The sequence below is a fragment of the Streptomyces sp. AM8-1-1 genome (genome assembly GCF_032229325.1).
In the GTDB taxonomy this organism is placed as follows: Bacteria; Actinomycetota; Actinomycetes; order Streptomycetales; family Streptomycetaceae; genus Streptomyces; species Streptomyces achmelvichensis.
Map to the genome: position 1 here is coordinate 747,052 of NZ_CP135086.1, position 19,414 is coordinate 766,465.

A 19,414-nucleotide genomic window follows, 5' to 3' on the forward strand; every position below is an offset into this window, starting at 1 on the left:
CTGAGGACGAGGAACCGATGACCAGACCTCACCGCAATCGTCTCTGGCGCGCCGCGTTCGCCGGCTCCGCCGCGCTGGCTGTGATCGCCGGCGTAGCCGCCGCCGCTCCCGACGCCGCCACAGCACAGACCACACCCAAGCTTCGGCTGATCGCCGCCTCCACCGCCGTCACTCTCGACCGGGACGAGGAGTCCGGGGTCTATCTCGACCTCGGCACCTACCTCACCGCCGAGGGCGCGCCCCTGGAGTTCCAGGTGAAGCGCAAGTCCTACAAGGACCCTGTCGTGGCCCAACAGGTCATCCGCCAGGGGAAGAAGACCACGACCAAGACGCTGCCGAAGGGCCTCGTCAAGGACTTCACCGGCCTGGCCGGCTTCCTCCAGGTCACCATCACGGACAAGAACGGGAAGAAGGTGCTCAGCAAGCAGGAGACCTTCTGTCCGAACAACGCCTCCGGCCGCATCCGCCCGGACGCCCCGGCGAAGTCGAAGTATCCCGAGAGCTGTCCCACCAATCCCTTCACCCTCGGATCGGTCTGGGGTGTCGAGAACGGCTGGGCCTCCAACACCTACCTCGGGTACTACTCCGAGCCGGTGAAGCTGCCGGTGGGTGAATACACCGCCAAGCTGTCGGTGACCAAGGCGTACCGCGATCTGTTCGGTATGCCCGACGAGACCAAGTCGCTCAAGGTGACCGTGCGCCAGAGCCCGCCCGGTGAAGGGGCTCGCTCGTCGAAGACCGGTCACTCCGGTCACGGCGCCGCCCACGGGAAGCCGGCTGCCGGTGGGCACGCCTACCACGAGGGCCGGGGAGCCGACGCACCCGCGCCGCCCGCCCTGCCGTACGCGCTGAAGGCCGCCCGCGCGGCCGGTCACCTCGGTGACGGCCCGGGCCACACCGACGGCTCGCGGATCGCGCCCGCCCTCACGCCCAACGCCAAGCGTCCGACCGGCCGGGCGAGTGTGCCCGACGTGCCCAAGCCCGACCTGCGTTCGCTGCCGGCCTGGGACATCGGCATCTCCGACGGCGAGGACGGTGACGTCCCGGGCAAGGACTACATGGTCTTCAGCGCCAACGTGTGGAACGCCGGTCCCGCGCCGCTCGTCGTGGACGGCTTCCGCAGTCCCGGCAAGGACCTGATGGACGCCTACCAGTACTTCTACGACGCGAAGGGCAAGCAGGTCGGCTACACCCCCACAGGCACCATGGAGTGGGACCCGCGCATCGGCCACGAGCACTGGCACTTCACCGACTTCGCCAGCTACCGCCTGCTGAGCGCCGACCAGAGCGAGATCGTCCGCAGCGGCAAGGAGGCCTTCTGCCTGGCCAACACGGACGCGATCGACTACACGGTGAAGAACGCCAACTGGCACCCGTTCAACACCGATCTGTCCACCGCCTGCGGTCAACAGAGCTCGATCTCGGTGCGTGAGGTCCTGGACGTGGGCTCCGGCGACACCTACACCCAGTACCGTCCCGGTCAGTCCTTCGACGTGACGGACCTGCCCAACGGCACGTACTACATCCAGGTCATCGCCAACCCGGAGAAGCGGCTTCAGGAGACGAACCTCAAGAACAACGTCGCCCTGCGCAAGGTCGTCCTCAGCGGCAAGGCGGGTGCCCGCAAGGTCACCGTTCCTCCGCACGACCTGATCAACGCCCCCTGACACACGGTCACACAGCACGAAGGCCCGGTCATCTCTCGCAGGTGACCGGGCCTCCTGCCGCTCTCAGTCCACCGGCCAGGTGTGGACGGGTGCGTTGAGATGCATGTAGTCGCTGTACTGCCGGGTCATCCGGCGCAGTGCCTCGCGGGAGCCGACGTGGCTGGAGTCGGCGATGTGATGGAACATCTCCTTCTGCCAGACCGCCCCGTTGCGGCCCGTGACGCACCGCTGCTCGATGATTCCCAGCAGCGGCTCCCGCCATGCCGCGTCCATGCCGGAGCGCTCCAGCCCCTGGTGCGCCAGCGGCAGCAGCCGGCGCAGCACCAGTTCGACCACGGGCACCTCACCCATTCCGGGCCAGTACAGCCGTGCGTCGATCCCGTTCCGCGCGGCGGCGTGCAGATTGTCCTCCGCGGCCGAGAACGACATGCGGGACCAGACCGGACGCTCCTCGTCGACCAGCGCGCGGGTCAGACCGTAGTAGAACGCTCCGTTGGCGAGGACGTCGGCGACCGTGGGCCCGGCGGGGAGTACGCGGTTCTCCACGCGCAGATGCGGTTTGTCGTGGTCGATCGCGTACACCGGGCGGTTCCAGCGGTAGATCGTGCCGTTGTGCAGGGTGAGTTCGGCCAGCTCGGGGATGTCGCCGCCGTCCAGGGTCTGCAGCGGGTCCTGGTCGTCGCACAGCGGCAGCAGCGCGGGGAAGTACCGCACGTTCTCCTCGAAGAGGTCGAAGACGCTGTTGATCCACCGTTCGCCGAACCACACGCGGGGCCGAACCCCCTGCACCTTGATCTCGTCGGAGCGGGTGTCGGTGGCCTGCTCGAAGAGGGGGATACGGGTCTCGTGCCACAGCTCCTTGCCGAACAGGAACGGTGAGTTCGCCGCCAGCGCCACCTGGACGCCGGCGATGGCCTGTGCGGCGTTCCAGTAGCCGGCGAACTCGTCGGGCGAGACCTGCAGATGGAACTGGGTACTGGTGCACGCCGCCTCGGGCGTGATGGTGTCGGCATACGTCCTCAGCCGGTCCACCCCGTCCACGGCGATCCTCAGATCCTCGCCGCGGGCAGCGAAGACCTGCTCGTTCAGCAGCCTGTAGCGCGGATCCTCCGACAGCGCGGCCTCGCCCACGTCCGGCTGCCGCAGGGTCGGCAGGATGCCCACCATGATCAGATGCGCGCCGACGGCGGCGGCCCGCTCCTCGGCATGATTGAGCGCGTCGCGGATCTCCTGCTCCCAGTCGTCGGGGCCGCCGGCCGTGAGCCGCCGTGGCGGGATGTTGATCTCCAGATTGAACCGGCCCAGCTCGGTCGCCCACGCGGGATCGGCGATCGCCTCCAGCACGTCGGTGCTGCGCATCGCGGGCCGGCCCTCGGCGTCCGCCAGATTGAGTTCGATCTCCAGACCGACCTGCGGCCGCTCGAACTCGAACCGGGAGTCGCGCAGCATCTGCGCGAAGGCGTCGAGGCACGCCTGCATCTTGATCCGGTACCGGCGGCGGTCCTCACGTGTGAACACCTTCGCCGGGACATCTCGTCCCATCGGCCCTCCCGAGTCCCCTCGGCAGACTGCCCTCTCCCAGAATCGCACTCCCGGGCCGACCCGACCAGCGAGGGAGCCGCGGCAGCCTCTCGTCGTGGGTGTGACGGCACGGGGCGTCTCGGGTTCACCGGGGCCGGGCCGATGCCCCCTCGGCGCGGCGGCAGCGGGCCGCCGCCTCGTCCCACGCTTCGCGCGTGGTGCCGCTCGCACCCCCTGGCTCGTGAACCCGCAGCTCCTGGGTGGTGCGGAGCAGTGCGCGCAGATCCCCGAGACCTCCGGTGACGGCCCCCGCCGCCCGCGCCTGCACCAGCAGATTGCCGAAGGCGGCGGCCTCCGCGGGACCGGCGACGACCGGCAGGCCCGTCGCCTGGGCCGTCAGCCGGCACAGCAACGTATTGCGCACTCCGCCCCCGACGATGTGCACCCGCGAGACAGGGCGTCCGGCCAGCCGGACGGCGTCCTCGACGGCCTGCCGGTGGGCCAGCGCGAGCGAGTCGAGAACACAGCGCACCGTCTCGGCCTCGGTGCGGGGCTCGGGCTGTCCCGTCCGCAGACAGGCGTCTGCGATACGGCGGGGCATGTCGCCGGGGGCGATGAAGGCGGGGTCGCTCGCGTCGACCACCGAGCGCAGCGGTACGGCGGCCGCGGCGGCGTCGAGCAGTGCGGGAAGATCCTGGGCCCGGCCCTGCGTCTCCCAGCTCCGCAGGCACTCCTGGAGGAGCCACAGGCCCATGATGTTGCGCAGATACCGGACCGTGCCGTCCACACCGAGCTCATTGGTGAAGTTGGCGCGTCTGCTCGCCTCCCCGAGGACCGGTGCGGGCAGCTCCACCCCGGCGAGTGACCAGGTGCCGGTGGCGACATAGGCGAAGTCCTCGCCGTCGGCGGGGACGCCGACAACGGCCGACGCGGTGTCGTGCGAACCGACGACGATCACCGGCACGGGCCCGGTGAGCCCGGTCTCGGCCAGCACCTCGGGGCGCAGGGTGCCGGCGGTGTCGCCGGGTGCCCGCAGCGGCGGGAAGAGGGAGAGGTCGATCCCCAGACGCCGGGCGACGGTGGGGGACCAGTCGCGGGTGCGGGGGTCGACCAGCTGGGTGGTGGAGGCGTTGGTGATCTCCGTCCCGGCCCCGCCGGTCAGCCAGTAACTGATCAGATCGGGGATCATCAACACCTGCCGGGCGGCGGCGAGTTGGGGTGTTCCGTGTGCCGCGACCAGCTGGTAGACGGTGTTGAACGGCAGATACTGGAGCCCTGTCGCCGCATACAGCTCGCCGGCCGGCAGGGCGGCCGCGACCTTCTCCGCCACTCCCTTCGTACGGTCGTCCCGGTAATGGACCGGATTGCCGAGGAGCTCGCCGGACGCGTCGAGAAGTCCGTAGTCGACGGCCCAGCTGTCGATGCCGATACCCGCGAGGCGTCCGCCCGCCGCGGCGGCCGCGGCCCGCAGGCCGTCGAGCACACCCCGGTAGAGGGCGAGGATGTCCCAGTGCAGGGTGGCACCGGTCCTGACCGGCCGGTTGGGGAACCGGTGGACCTCGGTCAGCTCCAGGACGCCCGGACCGGCGCGGCCCAGCATCACCCGCCCGCTCGACGCACCGAGGTCGACGGCGGCGAAAGCGAGGGGGTCGGTCATGTTCACCTCCTGCCGGTCGGGTGCCGGCGCTGCCAGGTCGGATGCCGGGCCGGCTGCGGGGTTCGGATTGTCGTCATCGGGACCCGCTCGGTCAGCGGAGGAAGGCGGCCGCCACCCCGGCGTCCACCGGGATGTGCAGTCCGGTGGTGTGCGAGAGGTCCCCGCCGGTCAGCGCGAAGACCGCGTTGGCCACATGCTCCGGCAGCACCTCCCGCTTCAGCAGTGTGCGCCGGGCGTAGAACGCGCCGAGCTCCGCCTCCTCCACGCCGTACACGGCGGCCCGCTGGGCACCCCAGCCGCCGGCGAAGATGCCGGAGCCGCGCACCACACCGTCGGGGTTGACCCCGTTGACCCGGATCCCGTGCTCGCCGACCTCGGCCGCCAGCAGCCTGACCTGGTGGGCCTGGTCGGCCTTCGTCGCGCCGTAGGCGATGTTGTTGGGACCCGCGAAGACCCCGTTCTTGGACGCGATGTAGACGATGTCGCCGCCCAGTTGCTGGGCGGTCATGGTACGGACGGCCTCCCGGGAGACCAGGAAGGATCCGCGGGCCATGATGTCGTGCTGGAGATCCCAGTCCTTCGCCGATGTCTCCAGCAACGGCTTGGAGATGGAGATCCCGGCGTTGTTCACGACCAGGTCGACGCCGCCGAAGGCGAGATGGGCGGCCGCGAAGGCCTCGGTGATCTGTTCCTCGCTCGTCACGTCGACGGTCACCGCGACCGCGTGATCGGGCCCGCCGAGCTCGGCGGCCACCGTCTCGGCGCCGGCACTGGAGCGATCGGCGACGACGACACAGGCGCCTTCGGCGACGAGCCGGTGCGCGATGGCCCGGCCGATGCCGGAGCCGGCTCCGGTGACCAGCGCGATCCTGGCGGCCAGCGGCCTGGGCCTCGGCATCCGCCGGAGCTTGGCCTCCTCCAGTTCCCAGTACTCGATGCGGAACTTCTCGGACTCCTCGATCGGCGTGTAGGACGAGGCGGCCTCGGCACCGCGCATCACATGGACGGCGTTGAGATAGAACTCGCCGGCGACGCGCGCCGTCTGCTTGTCCTTGCCGAACGAGAACATGCCCACGCCGGGCACCAGCACGATCGCCGGATCGGCGCCGCGCATGGGGGGCGTGTGCTCGTCGGCGTGCCGCTCGTAGTACGCCCGGTACTCCTCGCGGTACTCCCGGTGGAGCTCCTTCAGCCGGTCCACGGCGGCGTCGAGCCCGGCGCCCGGCGGCAGGTCGAGGACCAGCGGCCGTATCTTCGTGCGCAGGAAGTGGTCGGGGCACGAGGTGCCCAGCGCCGACAGTCGCGGATGCTCCGACCGGGACAGGAAGTCGAGCACCGGTCCGGCATCGGTGAAGTGGCCGACCTGCGCCCGGTCGTGGGAGGCGAGACCGCGGATCACCGGCGCGAGGGCGGCGGCGCGGACCCGCCGCTCGGCCTCGGGCAGAGGCTCGTACCCCGCGAGCACCGGGCCGAAGGGTTCGGGTGCGCCGCGCTCGGCCAGGAAGGTCTCGGCCGTACGGATGATGTCCAGCGAGTTGCGCTCGCACTCCTCGGACGTCGCCCCCCAGGCGGTGATCCCGTGGCCGCCGAGGACGCAGCCGATCGCCTGTGGGTGGGCCTTCTTGACGGCCGCGATGTCGAGGCCGAGCTGGAAGCCGGGCCGCCGCCATGGCACCCACACCACCCGCTCGCCGAAGCACTCCTTGGTCAGGGCTTCACCGTCCGCCGCGCAGGCGAGCGCGATGCCCGAGTCCGGGTGGAGGTGGTCGACATGGACCGCGTCCACGAGGCCGTGCATCGCGGTGTCGATGGAGGGAGCGGCCCCGCCCTTGCCGTGCAGGCAGTAGTCGAAGGCGGCCACCATCTCGTCCTCGCGCTCGATGCCGGGGTAGGCGGCGGTGAGCGCGCGCAGCCGGTCGAGCCGGAGGGCGGCCAGGCCGCCGGCGGTGAGCGTGCCGAGGTCGCCACCGGATCCCTTGACCCACATCAGCTCGACGTCCGTGCCGGTGACGGGGTCGGTGCCGGTGCCCTTGGCGGAGGTGTTGCCGCCGGCGAAGTTGGTATTGCGCGGGTCCGCTCCCAGCCGGTGGGAACGGGCGAGCAGTTCGGCGGCCGTCGGGTGCTGCGCCATGTCGTTCATGCCCCCCACCCCGCCTGCGTACCGCCGACGCGCTCGTCGATGATCTTCTCGGCCCAGCCGGAGCGGCGGTAGGCGCCGACGGGATCGGGGTCGATGCCCATCTCCTCGCGCACCTCGGCGAGGAGCGGCCGTACATCCGTGTTGTAGGCGTCCATGAGGACGGCGTTGGCCTCCAGCACATCGCCGCTCGCCTGTGCGGCGGCGAGGCTCTCGGCGTCCACGAGCAGCGCCTTGGCCGTCGCCTCCTGGACGTTCATCACCGAGCGGATGATCGCGGGGATCTTCGCCTCGATGTTGTGGCACTGGTCGAGCATGAAGGCGGTGCCGGGCACGAGACCGCCACCGCGGATGACCTCGTACATGATCCGGAAGAGCTGGAAGGGGTCCGCCGCGCCGACCATGAGGTCGTCGTCGGCGTAGAACCGTGAGTTGAAGTCGAAGCCGCCGAGTTTCCCCTCCCGCAGCAGCAGCGCGACGATGAACTCGATGTTGGTGCCCGGCGCGTGGTGGCCGGTGTCCACGACGACCTGCGCCTTCTCCCCCAGCCTCAGGCAGTGCGCGTACGCGGTGCCCCAGTCCGGCACGTCGGTCGTGTAGAAGGCGGGCTCGAAGAGCTTGTACTCCAGCAGCATCCGCCGGTCGTCGCCGAGTCGCTCGTACACCGCGGCGAGCGCCTCGGAGAGCCGGTCCTGCCGGTCCCGGATGTCGTCCTGGCCGGGGTAGTTGGTGCCGTCCGAGAACCACAGTTTGAGGTCGCGCGAGCCGGTGGCCTCCATGATGTCGACGCACTCGAAGAGATGGTCCAGTGCCTTGCGGCGTACCGAGGCGTCGGGGTGGCACACGCTGCCGAGTTTGTAGTCGTCGTCCTGGAACACATTGGCGTTGATCGCGCCGAGGCGCAGTCCGCGCTCCTCGGCGTACTTCGCGAGAGCCGCGTAGTCGTCGACCCTGTCCCAGGGGATGTGCAGCGCCACGGTCGGCGCCACGCCGGTGTGGCGGTGGACCTGGGCGGCGTCGTCCAGTTTCTCCTGCGGGGTGCGGGGGACGCCCCGCTGGGCGAAGACCTTGAAACGGGTGCCGGAGTTCGCGTACGCCCAGGAGGCCGTCTCGACGGCCTGCGTCCGGAGGGCGGCGATGACGGTGGTTCGGCTCGGCATGGTCAGCACTCCCGTGTCACGGACAACAACGCCATGAATCGATTCATCAGGGTGAAGCTAAGGAGCCCGCACGGGACTGTCAAGGGCTCAACCCGCGCCACGTACCGTGCTGTTGAGGTACCAGAATCGACGGGGAAACTCAGGGCTGCAGACCCATTGACGGCGCCGGGCCCGCACGTCTAGCTTCCGTGAAACTCATTTGAAACCTTTCACGGCGTCAGGGACGAACGCCCCGGCGACCCTGAGGAGTCCCCATGAACCAGTCCGACACGGGCCCGGCCCCCGTTCTGGCGCTGACGGACGTCTCCAAGTCCTTCGGCGCCGTACGGGCCCTGCAGGACGTCTCGTTGAGCCTTCTCCCCGGCGAGGTCCATGCCCTCGCCGGCGAGAACGGCGCGGGCAAGTCGACCCTCATCAAGATCCTTGCCGGAGTGCACCGGCCCGACGCGGGCACGCTCCTGCTCGACGGCGACCCGGTGGTCTTCCACGGGCCCGGTGACGCCCGGGACGCCGGTATCGCCGTCATCTACCAGGAACCGACGCTCTTCCCCGACCTGTCCGTCGCCGAGAACATCTTCATGGGCCGTCAGCCGCTGGGTGCGCTGCGCCGTATCGACCGCGGCTCGGTCCACGCGGCCACGTCGGCCCTGATGAGCCGGCTCGGTGTCGGACTCGACCCGCAGCGCCCCGCCCGCGGACTGTCCATCGCGGACCAGCAGATCGTCGAGATCGCCAAAGCCCTCTCCTTCGACGCGCGGGTCCTGATCATGGACGAACCCACGGCGGCGCTCACGACGAGCGAGACGGCACGCCTCTTCTCCGTCGTCGAGACGCTGCGCGGCGAGGGCACCGCCGTCCTGTTCATCTCCCACCGCCTGGAGGAGATCTTTCAGATCTGCCGGCGTGTCACCACGCTGCGGGACGGACGGCTGATCGCCACGGAACCGCTGGAGGGCCTCACCGAAGAGGCGCTCGTACGACGGATGGTCGGCCGGGACCTCGACGAGCTGTATCCCAAACAGCGCACCACCGTCGGGGAGTCGGCCCTGTCCGTGCGGCGGCTCACGCGGGAGGGTGTCTTCCGCGACATCTCCTTCGACGTGCACCGCGGTGAGATCGTGGCGCTCGCCGGACTCGTCGGCGCAGGACGCAGCGAAGTGGTCCAGGCGGTCTTCGGAGTCGACCGCCCCGACGCCGGTGAGGTGACGGTGGCGGGACGCACGCTGCCCGCCGGCTCCCCCACCGCCTCGATGGACGCGGGCATCGCGCTCGTGCCCGAGGACCGCAGACAGCGCGGACTGGTCATGGAGATGTCCATCGAGCGCAACATCGCCCTCACCGGGCTGGACCGGCTCGGCAGGGGCGGCCTCGTACGCCGTGCCCTCGAACAGGCCAGGGCCGCCGACTGGGCGGTCCGCCTCCAGCTCAAGTACAACAAGCTGTCCGACCCGGTCGGCGTGCTGTCCGGCGGCAATCAGCAGAAGGTCGTCCTCGCCAAGTGGCTGGCCACCCGGCCCGGCGTCCTCATCGTCGACGAACCCACCCGGGGCATCGACGTGGGGACGAAGGCCGAGGTCCACCGGCTGCTCTCGTCGCTCGCCGCCGACGGACTCGCGGTGCTGATGGTCTCCTCCGATCTGCCCGAGGTGCTCGGCATGGCCGACCGGATCCTCGTGATGCGCGAAGGCCGGCTCGTCGGAGAACTGGACCGGTCCGAGGCCACCGAGGAGACGGTGATGGCCGCCGCCACCGGAGCGGGAGCCGCCCGGCCGCCGGTACCCGCGCCGTCGGCCGGCGACAACGAAAAGAGCTCCGCATGACCACCGCGCTCGACAAGCCGCCCACCACCGGGACGCCGTCCGAGCGTTCGGCGCGCTCCCTCGCCGACGCCGTCTTCCGCGCCCGCGAGATCAGCATCGGCGGCGCGCTCGCCCTGCTGATCGCCGGCACCTGGCTCGCCAATCCGTCCTTCCTCGACGACCAGGGCATCAAGGACCTGCTCCTCAACTCCTCGATCCTGGTGCTGCTCGCCGTCGGCCAGTCCGTCGTCGTCATCACCCGCAACATCGACCTCTCGGTCGGTTCCGTCGTCGGCCTGACCGCCTTCGCCTGTGGCCACTTCGTCTCCGGCACGGACCACAGCGCCTTCACCGTCGTCGTGCTCGGCATCGCGCTCGGTGTGGTGTGCGGACTGGTCAGCGGTGCGCTGGTCAGCTTCGGCCGGGTCCCGGCCCTCGTCGTCACCCTCGGCATGCTCTACGTCATCCAGGGCCTCGACCACGCATGGGCCCACGGCGAACAGATCAACGCCGCCAATGTCCCCGACGGGGTCCTCTCCCTCGGCAGCGGTTCCGTGGCGGGCATCCCCTATCTGCCGCTCATCTCCGCCGCGGTCCTGGCCGGCACCGCGTACTTCCTGCGGACCTACCGCAGCGGCCGCGAGCTGTACGCGATCGGCTCCAACCCCGAGGCCGCGCGGCTGGCCGGCATCCCGATCCGCCGGCGCGTCCTGGCCGCCTACGCCTTCTCCGGCGCTGTCGCCGGTTTCGCCGGCGCCCTGTGGCTGGCACGGTTCGGCACGGTCGTCGCCGACGCCGCGAACGGCTGGGAACTCACGGTCGTGAGCGCGGTCGTGGTCGGCGGAATCGCCATCACCGGCGGCACCGGCAGCGTGTGGGGCGCGGCGCTCGGTGCCCTGCTGCTCACCACGATCGGCAGCGCTCTGGTCGTGCTGAAGGTGGATTCCTTCTGGCAGCAGGCGATCACCGGTGTCCTGTTGCTCCTGGCCATCACCACCGACCGTGTCGTCCAGGTGCGCACCACCAGCGCCCTGAGGAAGAAGAGCCGGCGATGAGCACTCTGACCAAGTACCTCCGCTGGGACACCGCGGTCGGGATCCTGCTGATCGCCGTCTTCCTCGCCGGCGCGGGCACCACCGAGGGCTTCGCCGACACCGCGAACCTCTCGGCGGCGCTGGACGACACGGCGGAGATCGCGCTGATCGCGCTGCCCATGACGCTGCTCGTCGTCGCGGGGCAGGTCGACCTGTCCGTGGCCTCCATGCTGGGCCTGTCCAGCGCGCTGGCCGGTTCGCTGTGGGACGCCGGCTGGACGTTCGAACTGATCGTGCCGATCTGCCTGTTGACCGGTGTCCTCGGCGGACTCCTCAACGGCTGGCTGGTCACCCGGGTGGGACTGCCCTCGCTCGCCGTCACCATCGGCACCCTCACCCTCTACCGGGGTCTCGCCTCCGTGGCCCTGGGTGACAAGGCCGTGGCCGACTTCCCCGAGTCGTACGCCCAATGGGCCCGCTACACCGAGACCATTCCCGGTACGTTCGTGCCCTATCCCGTCGCACTGTTCGCCGTCCTCGCGGTCGTCGCCGCCGTCGTCCTGCACTGCACCGGGTTCGGCCGCTCCCTGTACGCCGTCGGCGCGCAGGAGGACGCTGCCCACTTCGCCGGCATCCGGGTCAAGCGCATCAAGCTGGCGCTGTTCATGGTCTCCGGGCTGGTCGCCTCGTTCGCCGGGATCGTCTACACGCTGCGCTACGGCAGCGCCCGCGCCGACAACGGCGTCGGGCTCGAACTCGTCGTCATCGCCTCGGTGTTGCTGGGCGGCGTCGACTTCGACGGCGGCAAGGGGACCCTCGGCGGCGCCGTCGCCGGCGTCCTGCTGATCGGCCTCCTCAACAACCTGCTCACGCTCAACGACGTGTCCAACGAGATCCAGGTGATCGTCACCGGGCTGCTGCTCATCGCGTCCGTGCTCACCCCGAGGGTCATCACCACGGTCAGCGAGCGCCGACACCGGCGCAACGCCGCTACAGCGTCCGTGAGTTGACCCGGCACCTCCCCCACCGCTCGTCCCCGATGCCCGCCCCCGCAACCCGAAAGGCCCCGTCATGCATCCGCACTCCCGCGCACGCCGCCGTATCCTGCCCGCCGCGGCAGCCGTGTGCGCCCTCGCCGTCGCTCTCGTCGGCTGCTCGGGCACCACCAAGGACGACGCCGCCAAGGACACCGGGACCGCGGCGGCCGGCGCGAAGGCTGATCCCGGCGCGCCGATGAAGAAGGGCCTCAAGCTCGCCTTCCTGCCGAAGCAGATCAACAACCCGTACGAGAAGATCGTCGACGACGCGGGGATCGCCGCGGCCAAGGAGTTCGGCGCCACGGGCAAGGAGGTCGGCCCCTCCGACGCCAAGGCCTCGTCCCAGGTCTCGTACATCAACACCCTGATCCAGCAGCGCCAGGACGCCATCCTGATCGCGGCGAACGACCCCAACGCCGTCTGCGGCCCCCTCAAGCAGGCCATGCGGCAGAACATCAAGGTCGTGGCCTACGACTCGGACACCGCCAAGGACTGCCGGCAGATCTTCATCAACCAGGCCAGTTCCGAGGAGATCGGCCGCACCCAGGTGCAGCATCTCGCGAAGCAGCTCGGCAACAAGGGTGAGATAGCGGTCCTCTCGGCCACCCAGAACGCGACCAACCAGAACACCTGGATCGAGTTCATGAAGGACGAGCTGAAGAAGCCCGCCTACCAGGACATGAAGCTGGTGAAGGTCGCCTACGGGGACGACGACGACCAGAAGTCCTTCCAGGAGACGCAGGGGCTGCTCAAGGCGTATCCGAACCTGAAGGGCATCATCTCCCCCACCACCGTCGGCATCGCCGCGGCCGCCCGCTACATCAGCGGCTCGTCGTACAAGGGCAAGGTCGTGCTCAACGGCCTCGGCACGCCCAACCAGATGCGCAAGTACGTCAAGGACGGCACCGTCGAGCAGTTCTCGCTGTGGGACCCCAAGAAGCTGGGCCGCCTCGGCGCCTACGCGGCGGCGTCCCTCGCCTCCGGCCGGATCACCGGGGCGCAGGGCGAGACGTTCACGGCCGGCGACCTGGGCGAGTACACGATCGGCAAGGACGGGGAGGTCATCCTCGGCCCGCCGACCGTCTTCGACGTCAAGAACATCGACGAATTCGACTTCTGAGCCGGAGAGCCGGGATGCAACGCGTGTGCTTCGTGCTGAAGGTCCGCCCCGAGCGGACGGAGGAGTACCGCCGGCGGCACGCGTCGGTGTGGCCCGAGATGCTCTCGGCGCTCACCGCCGCCGGCTGGCGCAACTACTCCCTCTTCCTGCGCGAGGACGGACTGCTCGTCGGCTATCTGGAGACGGAGGACTTCACCGCCGCGCGGGCGGCGATGGCCGCCACCGGGGTCAACGCCCGCTGGCAGGCGGAGATGGCGGACTTCTTCGAGGCGCTGGAGGGCGCCGGACCGGACGAGGCGATGACGCCGCTGACCGAGGTGTTCCATCTCGGCGGCGACGCGGAGGAGACGGAGATGCGGACATGACCACCGAGGCAGGCGCCTTCCGACGCGTCCCCGCCGTCAGCCGCCGACCGAGGATCGGTCTCGTCGCGGGCGGGCTGGGGGCCTACTGGCCGCAGTTCCCCGATCTCCTGCCCCGGCTGGAACGGTCGGCGGCTCGGGTCGCCGAGCGCATGCGGGCGTTCGACGCGGAGGTGGTCGACGTCGGCTTCATCTCGGACGCCACGGACGGCGCGGCGGCAGCCGAGCGGCTGCGGGCGGCCGACTGCGATCTCATCGTCGGCTTCCTGACCACCTATATGACGGCGACGATGCTCGTGCCGATCGCCCGGCGCAGCGGAGCGCCCGTGCTGCTCATCAATCTCCAGCCGACCGAGGCAATGGACCACGCGTCGTTCGGTACCGGGGACTGGCTGGCGTACTGCGGGGCCTGTCCGCTGCCCGAGATGGCCAACACGTTCGAACGCGTCGGCGTCCCCTTCCGCTCGGTGTCCGGGTACCTGGAGGACGAGCGGGCCTGGGAGCGCATCGGCCGCTGGATCAGGGCGGCGGGCGCACTCGCCGTCCTCCGCGGCGGACGGCACGGTCTCATGGGCCATCTCTACCCCGGGATGTACGACGTCTCGACGGACCTCACGATGGTGCCGGGCCATCTCGGCGGCCATGTCGAGGTCCTGGAGTTCGACGATCTGCGGGTACGGGTCCAGAAGGCCGACGACGCGGAGGTGGAGGCCCGGCTCGCCGAGACCCGCGAGGTCTTCGAACTCGACGACAGCGTGGTGACGGAGGACCTCGCCTGGGCGGCGCGGGTCTCCGTGGGCCTCGACCGGCTCGTCGCGGACTTCGACCTGGACAGCCTCGCGTACTACCACCGGGGCCTGGAGGGCGAGATCCACGAACGCCTCGGTGCGGGCATGATCCTGGGATCGTCGCTGCTGACCGCTCGCGGGATCCCGGCCTGCGGCGAGTACGAGCTCCGCACCTCGATCGCGATGCTCATCGCCGGACGCCTGGGCGGCGGCGGGTCGTTCACCGAACTCCAGGCACTGGACTTCCGGGCGGGCGTGGTCGAGATGGGCCACGACGGCCCGGGCCATCCGGCCGTCAGCGCCCGCAAACCGCTGCTCCGCGGGCTCGGCGTCTTCCACGGCAAACGGGGCTGGGGTGTGTCGGTGGAGTTCGACGTTCGCCACGGACCGGTCACCCTGGTGGGCCTCGGACAGTCCCGTCAGGGCGCATACCGGCTGGTCGCGGCCGAGGGTAAAGTGGTCGGCGGTCCGCTCCTCGAGATCGGCAACACCACGTCGCGCGTCGATTTCGGCTGCGACCCCGGTGAATGGACCGACGCGTGGAGTGCCGGCGGGGTCGGCCATCACTGGGCTCTGGCCACAGGTCATCTGCTGCCCGACCTTCGCGCGCTGGCCGATCTCGGCGGACTGGAGCTGGTGGAGGTCTCGGCCTGATGACGCAGTCGGTGGGTATCAAGGATGTCGCGCGCGAGGCCGGGGTGTCGGTCGGCACGGTGTCGAACGTCATCAACCGGCCCGACTCGGTGGCGGAGGCGACCCGGACACGCGTCCTGTCCACCATCGACCGGCTCGGCTATGTGCGCAGCGAGTCGGCCCGCCAGTTGCGGGCCGGGCGGAGCCGCATCATCGCGCTGCTCGTGCTCGACATGGCCAACCCCTTCTTCGTCGATGTCGCGGCCGGTGCCGAACGGGTGGCCCGTGACGCCGGACTCGGTGTGATGCTCTGCAACAGCGCGCAGAGCAGCGAGGAGGAGGCCGAGTATCTCGGCCTGTTCAGCGAGCAGCGGGTGCGTGGCGTGCTGGTGACCCCGGCGGACACCTCCGGGCGCAATCTGGCGGGCTTCCGGCGCCAGGAGATCCCGTTCGTCACCGTCGACCGGGTGGTGCCGAGCGCCGAGGGGTGTTCGGTGTCGGTGGACGACGTCGTCGGCGGCAGCCTCGCCGGGCGGCATCTGCTCGACCAGGGCCATGAGCGGATCGTGTACGTCAGCGGACCTCTTCAGCTCTCGCAGTGCCAGGACCGCCGTACGGGAGTGCTGCGGGCCCTCGCCGAGGCCGGGCTGGACGAGGACCGGCTGACGGTTCTCGAGACCCGGAAGCTCGATGTGTCGGCCGGCCGGGACGCCGGGGCCCGGCTGCTGGGGATGTCACCCCGGCCGACCGCCGTGTTCTGCGCCAACGACCTGCTCGCACTCGGCGTGCTCCAGGCGCTCTTCGCCGCCGGCGTGAGCGTCCCCGACGAGATCGCGCTGGTCGGGTACGACGACATCGAGTTCGCCTCCGCGGCCGCGGTGCCGCTCACCTCCGTGCGGCAGCCGGCCGTCCGGATGGGGCGGCTGGCGGCCGAGCTGCTGATCGAGGAGACCGGGCCGGACGCGGCGGACCACCGCCATCAGCGGATCGTGCTCCAGCCCGAGCTGGTCGTGCGGGGCTCCTCCATCGCGCGGCCGGCGGCCAAGCGGCGCTGACGACCGCTCCAACAGCGCTTCCCTGCAAGGTCTTTGACGCATCGTCATGTCACTTTCGGTGACGGGGCGCGCGTGCATCGTCGCCATCACGCTCCATCTCACACTCCACAGCGAGGGACGAGTCATGAGCAGAAACTGGAACCGCCGGGTCTTCCTGCGCGCGGCCGTCGTGACGGCAGCGGCCGGCGCCGCGGCAGGCACCATGGGCACCGCATCCGGTGCGCCACGGCCGCCGGGACCCGGCCCCGGCGCGGGCCGGCTGCGCGTCGAGCGGACGACCGTCGAGTACGCGGAGGAACTCCTCGGCATCGACACCGCCGTCCCGCACCTCGGTTGGGAGCTGGCCGCGGGCGGCCGGGGCGCCGCTCAGAGCGCGTACCAGGTGCGCGTCGCCGTTGACGCCCGTGACCTGAGCCGCCGTCCGCTGTGGGACTCGGGCCGCGTCGTCTCCACCCGGTCGGTCAACGTCCCCTATGCGGGACCGGAGTTGCGGCCCCGCACCCGCTACCACTGGCAGGTGCGCGTCTGGGACGAACAGGGCCGCGCCTCCTCGTGGAGCGCCGTCCGCTGGTGGGAGACCGCTCTGCCCGCAAACGGGTGGCGCGCCCGCTGGATCGGCGCGGAGGCGGCGCCCGAGGCGCCCGGCTTCGACGGCGCCTCCTGGATCTGGTCGGCGGGCGCGACCTCCACCGACGCCCCGGCCGGACCCCGCTGGTTCCGTGCCGCGCTGGAACTGCCCGCCGGAGCCGAGGTGTCCCGGGCGACCGTGGTGGCCACCGCCGACGACGACTTCACCCTCCACCTCGGCGGACAGCAGGTGCTGCACGCCCCCGAGCAGACCGACGGCTGGCGCACCGGCCGAAGCGCCGACGTCACCGAGCAGGTGCGTGCCTCGGGCGGCCGCATCGTGCTGGCCGCGGTGGCCACCAATCGCGGCAACGTTGTCATCAACCCCGGCGGCCTCCTGGTCCGTCTGGAGGTCGAGACCGCCGACGGCCACCGCCATCAGCTCGTGACCGGCAACGGCTGGCGGGCCGAGGACTCCGAACAGGACGGCTGGCAGCGGCCCGACCACGACGACAGCGGCTGGGCGCCGGCCGTGGTCCTCTCCCCGTACGGCCAGGGCCCCTGGGGCACGGGCGTCACCGTCGCCGTCCCCGAGCTGCCCGCGCCGCTGCTGCGCCGGGAGTTCACCCTGCGCAAGCCGGTCGCCCGCGCCCGGCTGCACATCTCCGGACTCGCCTACTACGACGCGGAGATCAACGGGCGGCGTGTGGGCCGGCAGGTGCTCGACCCCGGCTTCACCGACTACGACGAGACCGTGCTGTACGCCGTCCACGATGTCACCGGCCACCTGGAGCGCGGCGCCAACGCCATCGGTGTCACCCTCGGCCGCGGCTTCTACGGCATGACCACCCCGAACGTCTGGAACTGGCACCGCCCGCCCTGGCACGGCGAGCCCCGGCTGCTGGCGCAGCTGGAGGTCGACCACCCCGACGGCTCCCGCACGACCGTGGCGACCGGCCCCGACTGGCGGATCACGCAGGGCCCGACCCTCTCCAACTCCCTCTACGCGGGCGAGACCTACGACGCGCGCCGCGCACCACGCGCCTGGACCAAGGCGGGCTTCGACGACAGCGGCTGGTCCGCCGCCGGTGTCCAGGAGGCGCCGAAGGGCACGCTCAGGGCCCAGCCCCACGACCCGATCGAGATCATCGAGACGATCCGGCCCACCGCCGTCACCGAGCTGAGCCCCGGCGTCCACGTCGTCGACATGGGGCGCACGCTCGCCGGCTGGACCCGGCTCACCGTCACCGCCCCCGCCGGGACCACGGTTCGCCTGATCCACGGCGAGAAGCTGAAGGCCGACGGGAGCGTGCACGCCGAGACCGGCCATGTGCCCGGCCGGTTCCAGACGGACGAGTACGTGTGCGCGGGCAGCGGCAGGGAGACCTGGGAACCCAGGTTCTCCTACAAGGGCTTCCGTTACGTCCAGATCAGCGGACTGCCGCGGCGACCGGAGCCCGACGAGGTGCTCGGCCGTGTGGTGCACACCAGGGTCGACGAGGTGAGCGAGTTCCGCTGCTCCGAGCCCTTCTACGAGCGGCTCGACAAGGCGATGCGCCGCACGGTCCTCAACAATCTGCACGGCATCCCGACCGACACCCCGATGTACGAGAAGAACGGCTGGACCGGTGACGCCCAGCTCGGCGCCCCCGTGATGGCCTACGCCTTCGGAGTCCACCGCTTCCTGTCGAAGTGGCTCGACGACCTGGCGGACAGCCAGAACACGGACGGCCAGCTGCCCGTCATCGTGCCGAGCGGTGGCTGGGGCTACGGCGATCTGGGCCCCTCGCCGGAATGGACCACCGTCTATCCCTTCGTGGTCCGGGAGATGTACCGGGTGTACGGGGACGACCGAATCGCCAGGCAGCACTGGCCGGCGCTCACCCGCTATCTGGACTGGGAGATCAGCCGGCTCGAGGACGGTCTCGCGGTCACCGCCCTGGGCGACTACCTGCCTCCGGGCTACGGGGGCAATCCCCCCGAGGACACCCGTCTGACCGCCACGGCCTATCTGCGCCGTGCCCTTCTGCACACCGCCGAGATGGGCGACGTCATCGGCGAAGCGGCGACGGCCGAGCGCTACCGGGAGAGCGCCGAGCGGCTCAGGAGCGCCTTCAACGCGGCGTTCCTCGACCCGGTGTCGGGTCACTACCGCACCGCCAAGGACCCGGGATACCGGCAGACCAGCAACGCGATACCCCTGGCGTTCGGGCTCGTGCCGGAGTCCGCACGCGCCTCGGTGACCCGGAGCCTGATCGACGACATCGCCGCCCGGGGCAGCCATCTCAACACCGGCGCGCTCGGGACCAGTGTGCTGCTGCCCGCGCTGACGGCCGAGGGCCACGCGGACGTGGCCCACGCCATCGCCACGCAGAAGACCTATCCCGGCTGGGGGCACTGGTTCGAGCACGGCGCCGACACCATGTGGGAGATGTGGCCGCTCGACTCACGCTCGCGTGACCACTACTTCCAGGGAACCGTCGTGCAGTGGCTCTACGAGAACGTGGCCGGCCTGCGTCCGGGCGATGCCGGATACCGCACCTTCACCGTCCGTCCCGACGCGAGGACGGGTGTCACCTGGGCCCGCACCGCGATCCGCACCGTCAGGGGGCGGGTGTCGGCGGGCTGGCAGCGTTCGGGCCGGGAGCTTCGCCTCACGGTGGAGGTGCCGGTCGGTTCGCAGGCCGAGGTCCATGTGCCGGCCGCGGGCCGCTCCGCCGTCACGGCGCCGGAAGGTGCCTCCTACGACCGGACCGAGTCCGGTCATGTGGTCCATCGCGTTCCGCACGGCACGTGGGTGTTCACGGCGCGGGACGTGACCGGCTGACACGGGGCCGACAGGGTGTGGCCCCCGGACGACGGTCCGGGGGCCACACC

General features: G+C 70.7%; 13 protein-coding genes. 9 read left to right on the plus strand and 4 right to left on the minus strand.

Annotation, left to right across the window (positions count from 1 at the left end; genetic code table 11):
• The first annotated feature begins 17 nt into the window (after positions 1–17).
• Entirely contained in the window at positions 18–1,667 is a 1,650-nt protein-coding gene (locus RPQ07_RS03315) for a lysyl oxidase family protein (RefSeq protein ID WP_313942475.1), read from the plus strand.
• A gap of 63 nt (positions 1,668–1,730) precedes the next feature.
• On the opposite strand, the gene RPQ07_RS03320 is transcribed toward RPQ07_RS03315, so the two are convergent.
• The 4 genes from RPQ07_RS03320 to rhaI all read right to left on the minus strand — a co-directional run bounded on the left by RPQ07_RS03320 (position 1,731) and on the right by rhaI (position 8,142).
• Positions 1,731–3,209 (minus strand): glutamate-cysteine ligase family protein, encoded by a 1,479-nt coding sequence (locus RPQ07_RS03320; RefSeq protein ID WP_313942476.1) that lies wholly within the window; start codon positions 3,207–3,209, stop codon positions 1,731–1,733.
• A 124-nt stretch (positions 3,210–3,333) separates the two neighbouring features.
• On the minus strand, positions 3,334–4,845 hold the full coding sequence (locus RPQ07_RS03325) for a rhamnulokinase family protein (protein ID WP_313942477.1): 1,512 nt from the start codon (positions 4,843–4,845) through the stop codon (positions 3,334–3,336).
• A gap of 91 nt (positions 4,846–4,936) precedes the next feature.
• Positions 4,937–6,976, minus strand: a complete 2,040-nt coding sequence (locus tag RPQ07_RS03330) for a bifunctional aldolase/short-chain dehydrogenase (protein ID WP_313948763.1) — start codon at positions 6,974–6,976, stop codon at positions 4,937–4,939.
• A gap of 5 nt (positions 6,977–6,981) precedes the next feature.
• On the minus strand, positions 6,982–8,142 hold the full coding sequence (gene rhaI / locus RPQ07_RS03335; RefSeq protein WP_313942478.1) for an L-rhamnose isomerase: 1,161 nt from the start codon (positions 8,140–8,142) through the stop codon (positions 6,982–6,984).
• Positions 8,143–8,396: 254 nt separating this feature from the next.
• Between rhaI and RPQ07_RS03340 the strand changes: the two genes are divergently transcribed.
• The 8 genes from RPQ07_RS03340 to RPQ07_RS03375 all read left to right on the plus strand — a co-directional run bounded on the left by RPQ07_RS03340 (position 8,397) and on the right by RPQ07_RS03375 (position 19,364).
• Positions 8,397–9,962 (plus strand): sugar ABC transporter ATP-binding protein, encoded by a 1,566-nt coding sequence (locus tag RPQ07_RS03340; RefSeq protein ID WP_313942479.1) that lies wholly within the window; start codon positions 8,397–8,399, stop codon positions 9,960–9,962.
• Positions 9,959–10,996: an ABC transporter permease gene (locus RPQ07_RS03345; RefSeq protein ID WP_313942480.1), complete on the plus strand. Its 1,038-nt coding sequence runs from the start codon at positions 9,959–9,961 to the stop codon at positions 10,994–10,996. Before RPQ07_RS03340 ends, RPQ07_RS03345 begins: the two co-directional genes overlap by 4 nt.
• Entirely contained in the window at positions 10,993–11,985 is a 993-nt protein-coding gene (locus RPQ07_RS03350) for an ABC transporter permease (RefSeq protein ID WP_313942481.1), read from the plus strand. The genes RPQ07_RS03345 and RPQ07_RS03350 overlap by 4 nt, the downstream gene beginning before the upstream one ends.
• 61 nt (positions 11,986–12,046) lie before the next feature.
• On the plus strand, positions 12,047–13,132 hold the full coding sequence (rhaS, locus tag RPQ07_RS03355) for a rhamnose ABC transporter substrate-binding protein (protein ID WP_313942482.1): 1,086 nt from the start codon (positions 12,047–12,049) through the stop codon (positions 13,130–13,132).
• Positions 13,133–13,146: 14 nt separating this feature from the next.
• Positions 13,147–13,497 (plus strand): L-rhamnose mutarotase, encoded by a 351-nt coding sequence (locus RPQ07_RS03360; protein ID WP_313942483.1) that lies wholly within the window; start codon positions 13,147–13,149, stop codon positions 13,495–13,497.
• A complete protein-coding gene (locus tag RPQ07_RS03365) occupies positions 13,494–14,936 on the plus strand; it encodes an L-fucose/L-arabinose isomerase family protein (RefSeq protein ID WP_313942484.1) in 1,443 nt (480 codons plus the stop codon). The genes RPQ07_RS03360 and RPQ07_RS03365 overlap by 4 nt, the downstream gene beginning before the upstream one ends.
• Positions 14,936–15,970, plus strand: coding sequence for a LacI family DNA-binding transcriptional regulator (locus RPQ07_RS03370; RefSeq protein ID WP_313942485.1), 1,035 nt, complete (start codon positions 14,936–14,938; stop codon positions 15,968–15,970). The genes RPQ07_RS03365 and RPQ07_RS03370 overlap by 1 nt, the downstream gene beginning before the upstream one ends.
• 124 nt (positions 15,971–16,094) lie before the next feature.
• Positions 16,095–19,364 carry a family 78 glycoside hydrolase catalytic domain gene (locus RPQ07_RS03375; RefSeq protein ID WP_313942486.1) on the plus strand — a complete coding sequence of 1,090 codons (3,270 nt, stop codon included), beginning with the start codon at positions 16,095–16,097 and terminating at the stop codon, positions 19,362–19,364.
• Positions 19,365–19,414 lie beyond the last annotated feature (50 nt).

Coding starts and splice junctions, on each gene's coding strand:
- RPQ07_RS03375 (WP_313942486.1), top strand. CDS start 16,095: ATGAGCAGAAACTGGAACCGCCGGGTCTTCCTGCGCGCGGCCGTCGTG.
- RPQ07_RS03345 (WP_313942480.1), top strand. CDS start 9,959: ATGACCACCGCGCTCGACAAGCCGCCCACCACCGGGACGCCGTCCGAG.
- RPQ07_RS03350 (WP_313942481.1), top strand. CDS start 10,993: ATGAGCACTCTGACCAAGTACCTCCGCTGGGACACCGCGGTCGGGATC.
- rhaI (WP_313942478.1), bottom strand. CDS start 8,142: ATGCCGAGCCGAACCACCGTCATCGCCGCCCTCCGGACGCAGGCCGTC.
- RPQ07_RS03320 (WP_313942476.1), bottom strand. CDS start 3,209: ATGGGACGAGATGTCCCGGCGAAGGTGTTCACACGTGAGGACCGCCGC.
- RPQ07_RS03315 (WP_313942475.1), top strand. CDS start 18: ATGACCAGACCTCACCGCAATCGTCTCTGGCGCGCCGCGTTCGCCGGC.
- RPQ07_RS03330 (WP_313948763.1), bottom strand. CDS start 6,976: ATGGCGCAGCACCCGACGGCCGCCGAACTGCTCGCCCGTTCCCACCGG.
- RPQ07_RS03365 (WP_313942484.1), top strand. CDS start 13,494: ATGACCACCGAGGCAGGCGCCTTCCGACGCGTCCCCGCCGTCAGCCGC.
- rhaS (WP_313942482.1), top strand. CDS start 12,047: ATGCATCCGCACTCCCGCGCACGCCGCCGTATCCTGCCCGCCGCGGCA.
- RPQ07_RS03370 (WP_313942485.1), top strand. CDS start 14,936: ATGACGCAGTCGGTGGGTATCAAGGATGTCGCGCGCGAGGCCGGGGTG.
- RPQ07_RS03360 (WP_313942483.1), top strand. CDS start 13,147: ATGCAACGCGTGTGCTTCGTGCTGAAGGTCCGCCCCGAGCGGACGGAG.
- RPQ07_RS03325 (WP_313942477.1), bottom strand. CDS start 4,845: ATGACCGACCCCCTCGCTTTCGCCGCCGTCGACCTCGGTGCGTCGAGC.
- RPQ07_RS03340 (WP_313942479.1), top strand. CDS start 8,397: ATGAACCAGTCCGACACGGGCCCGGCCCCCGTTCTGGCGCTGACGGAC.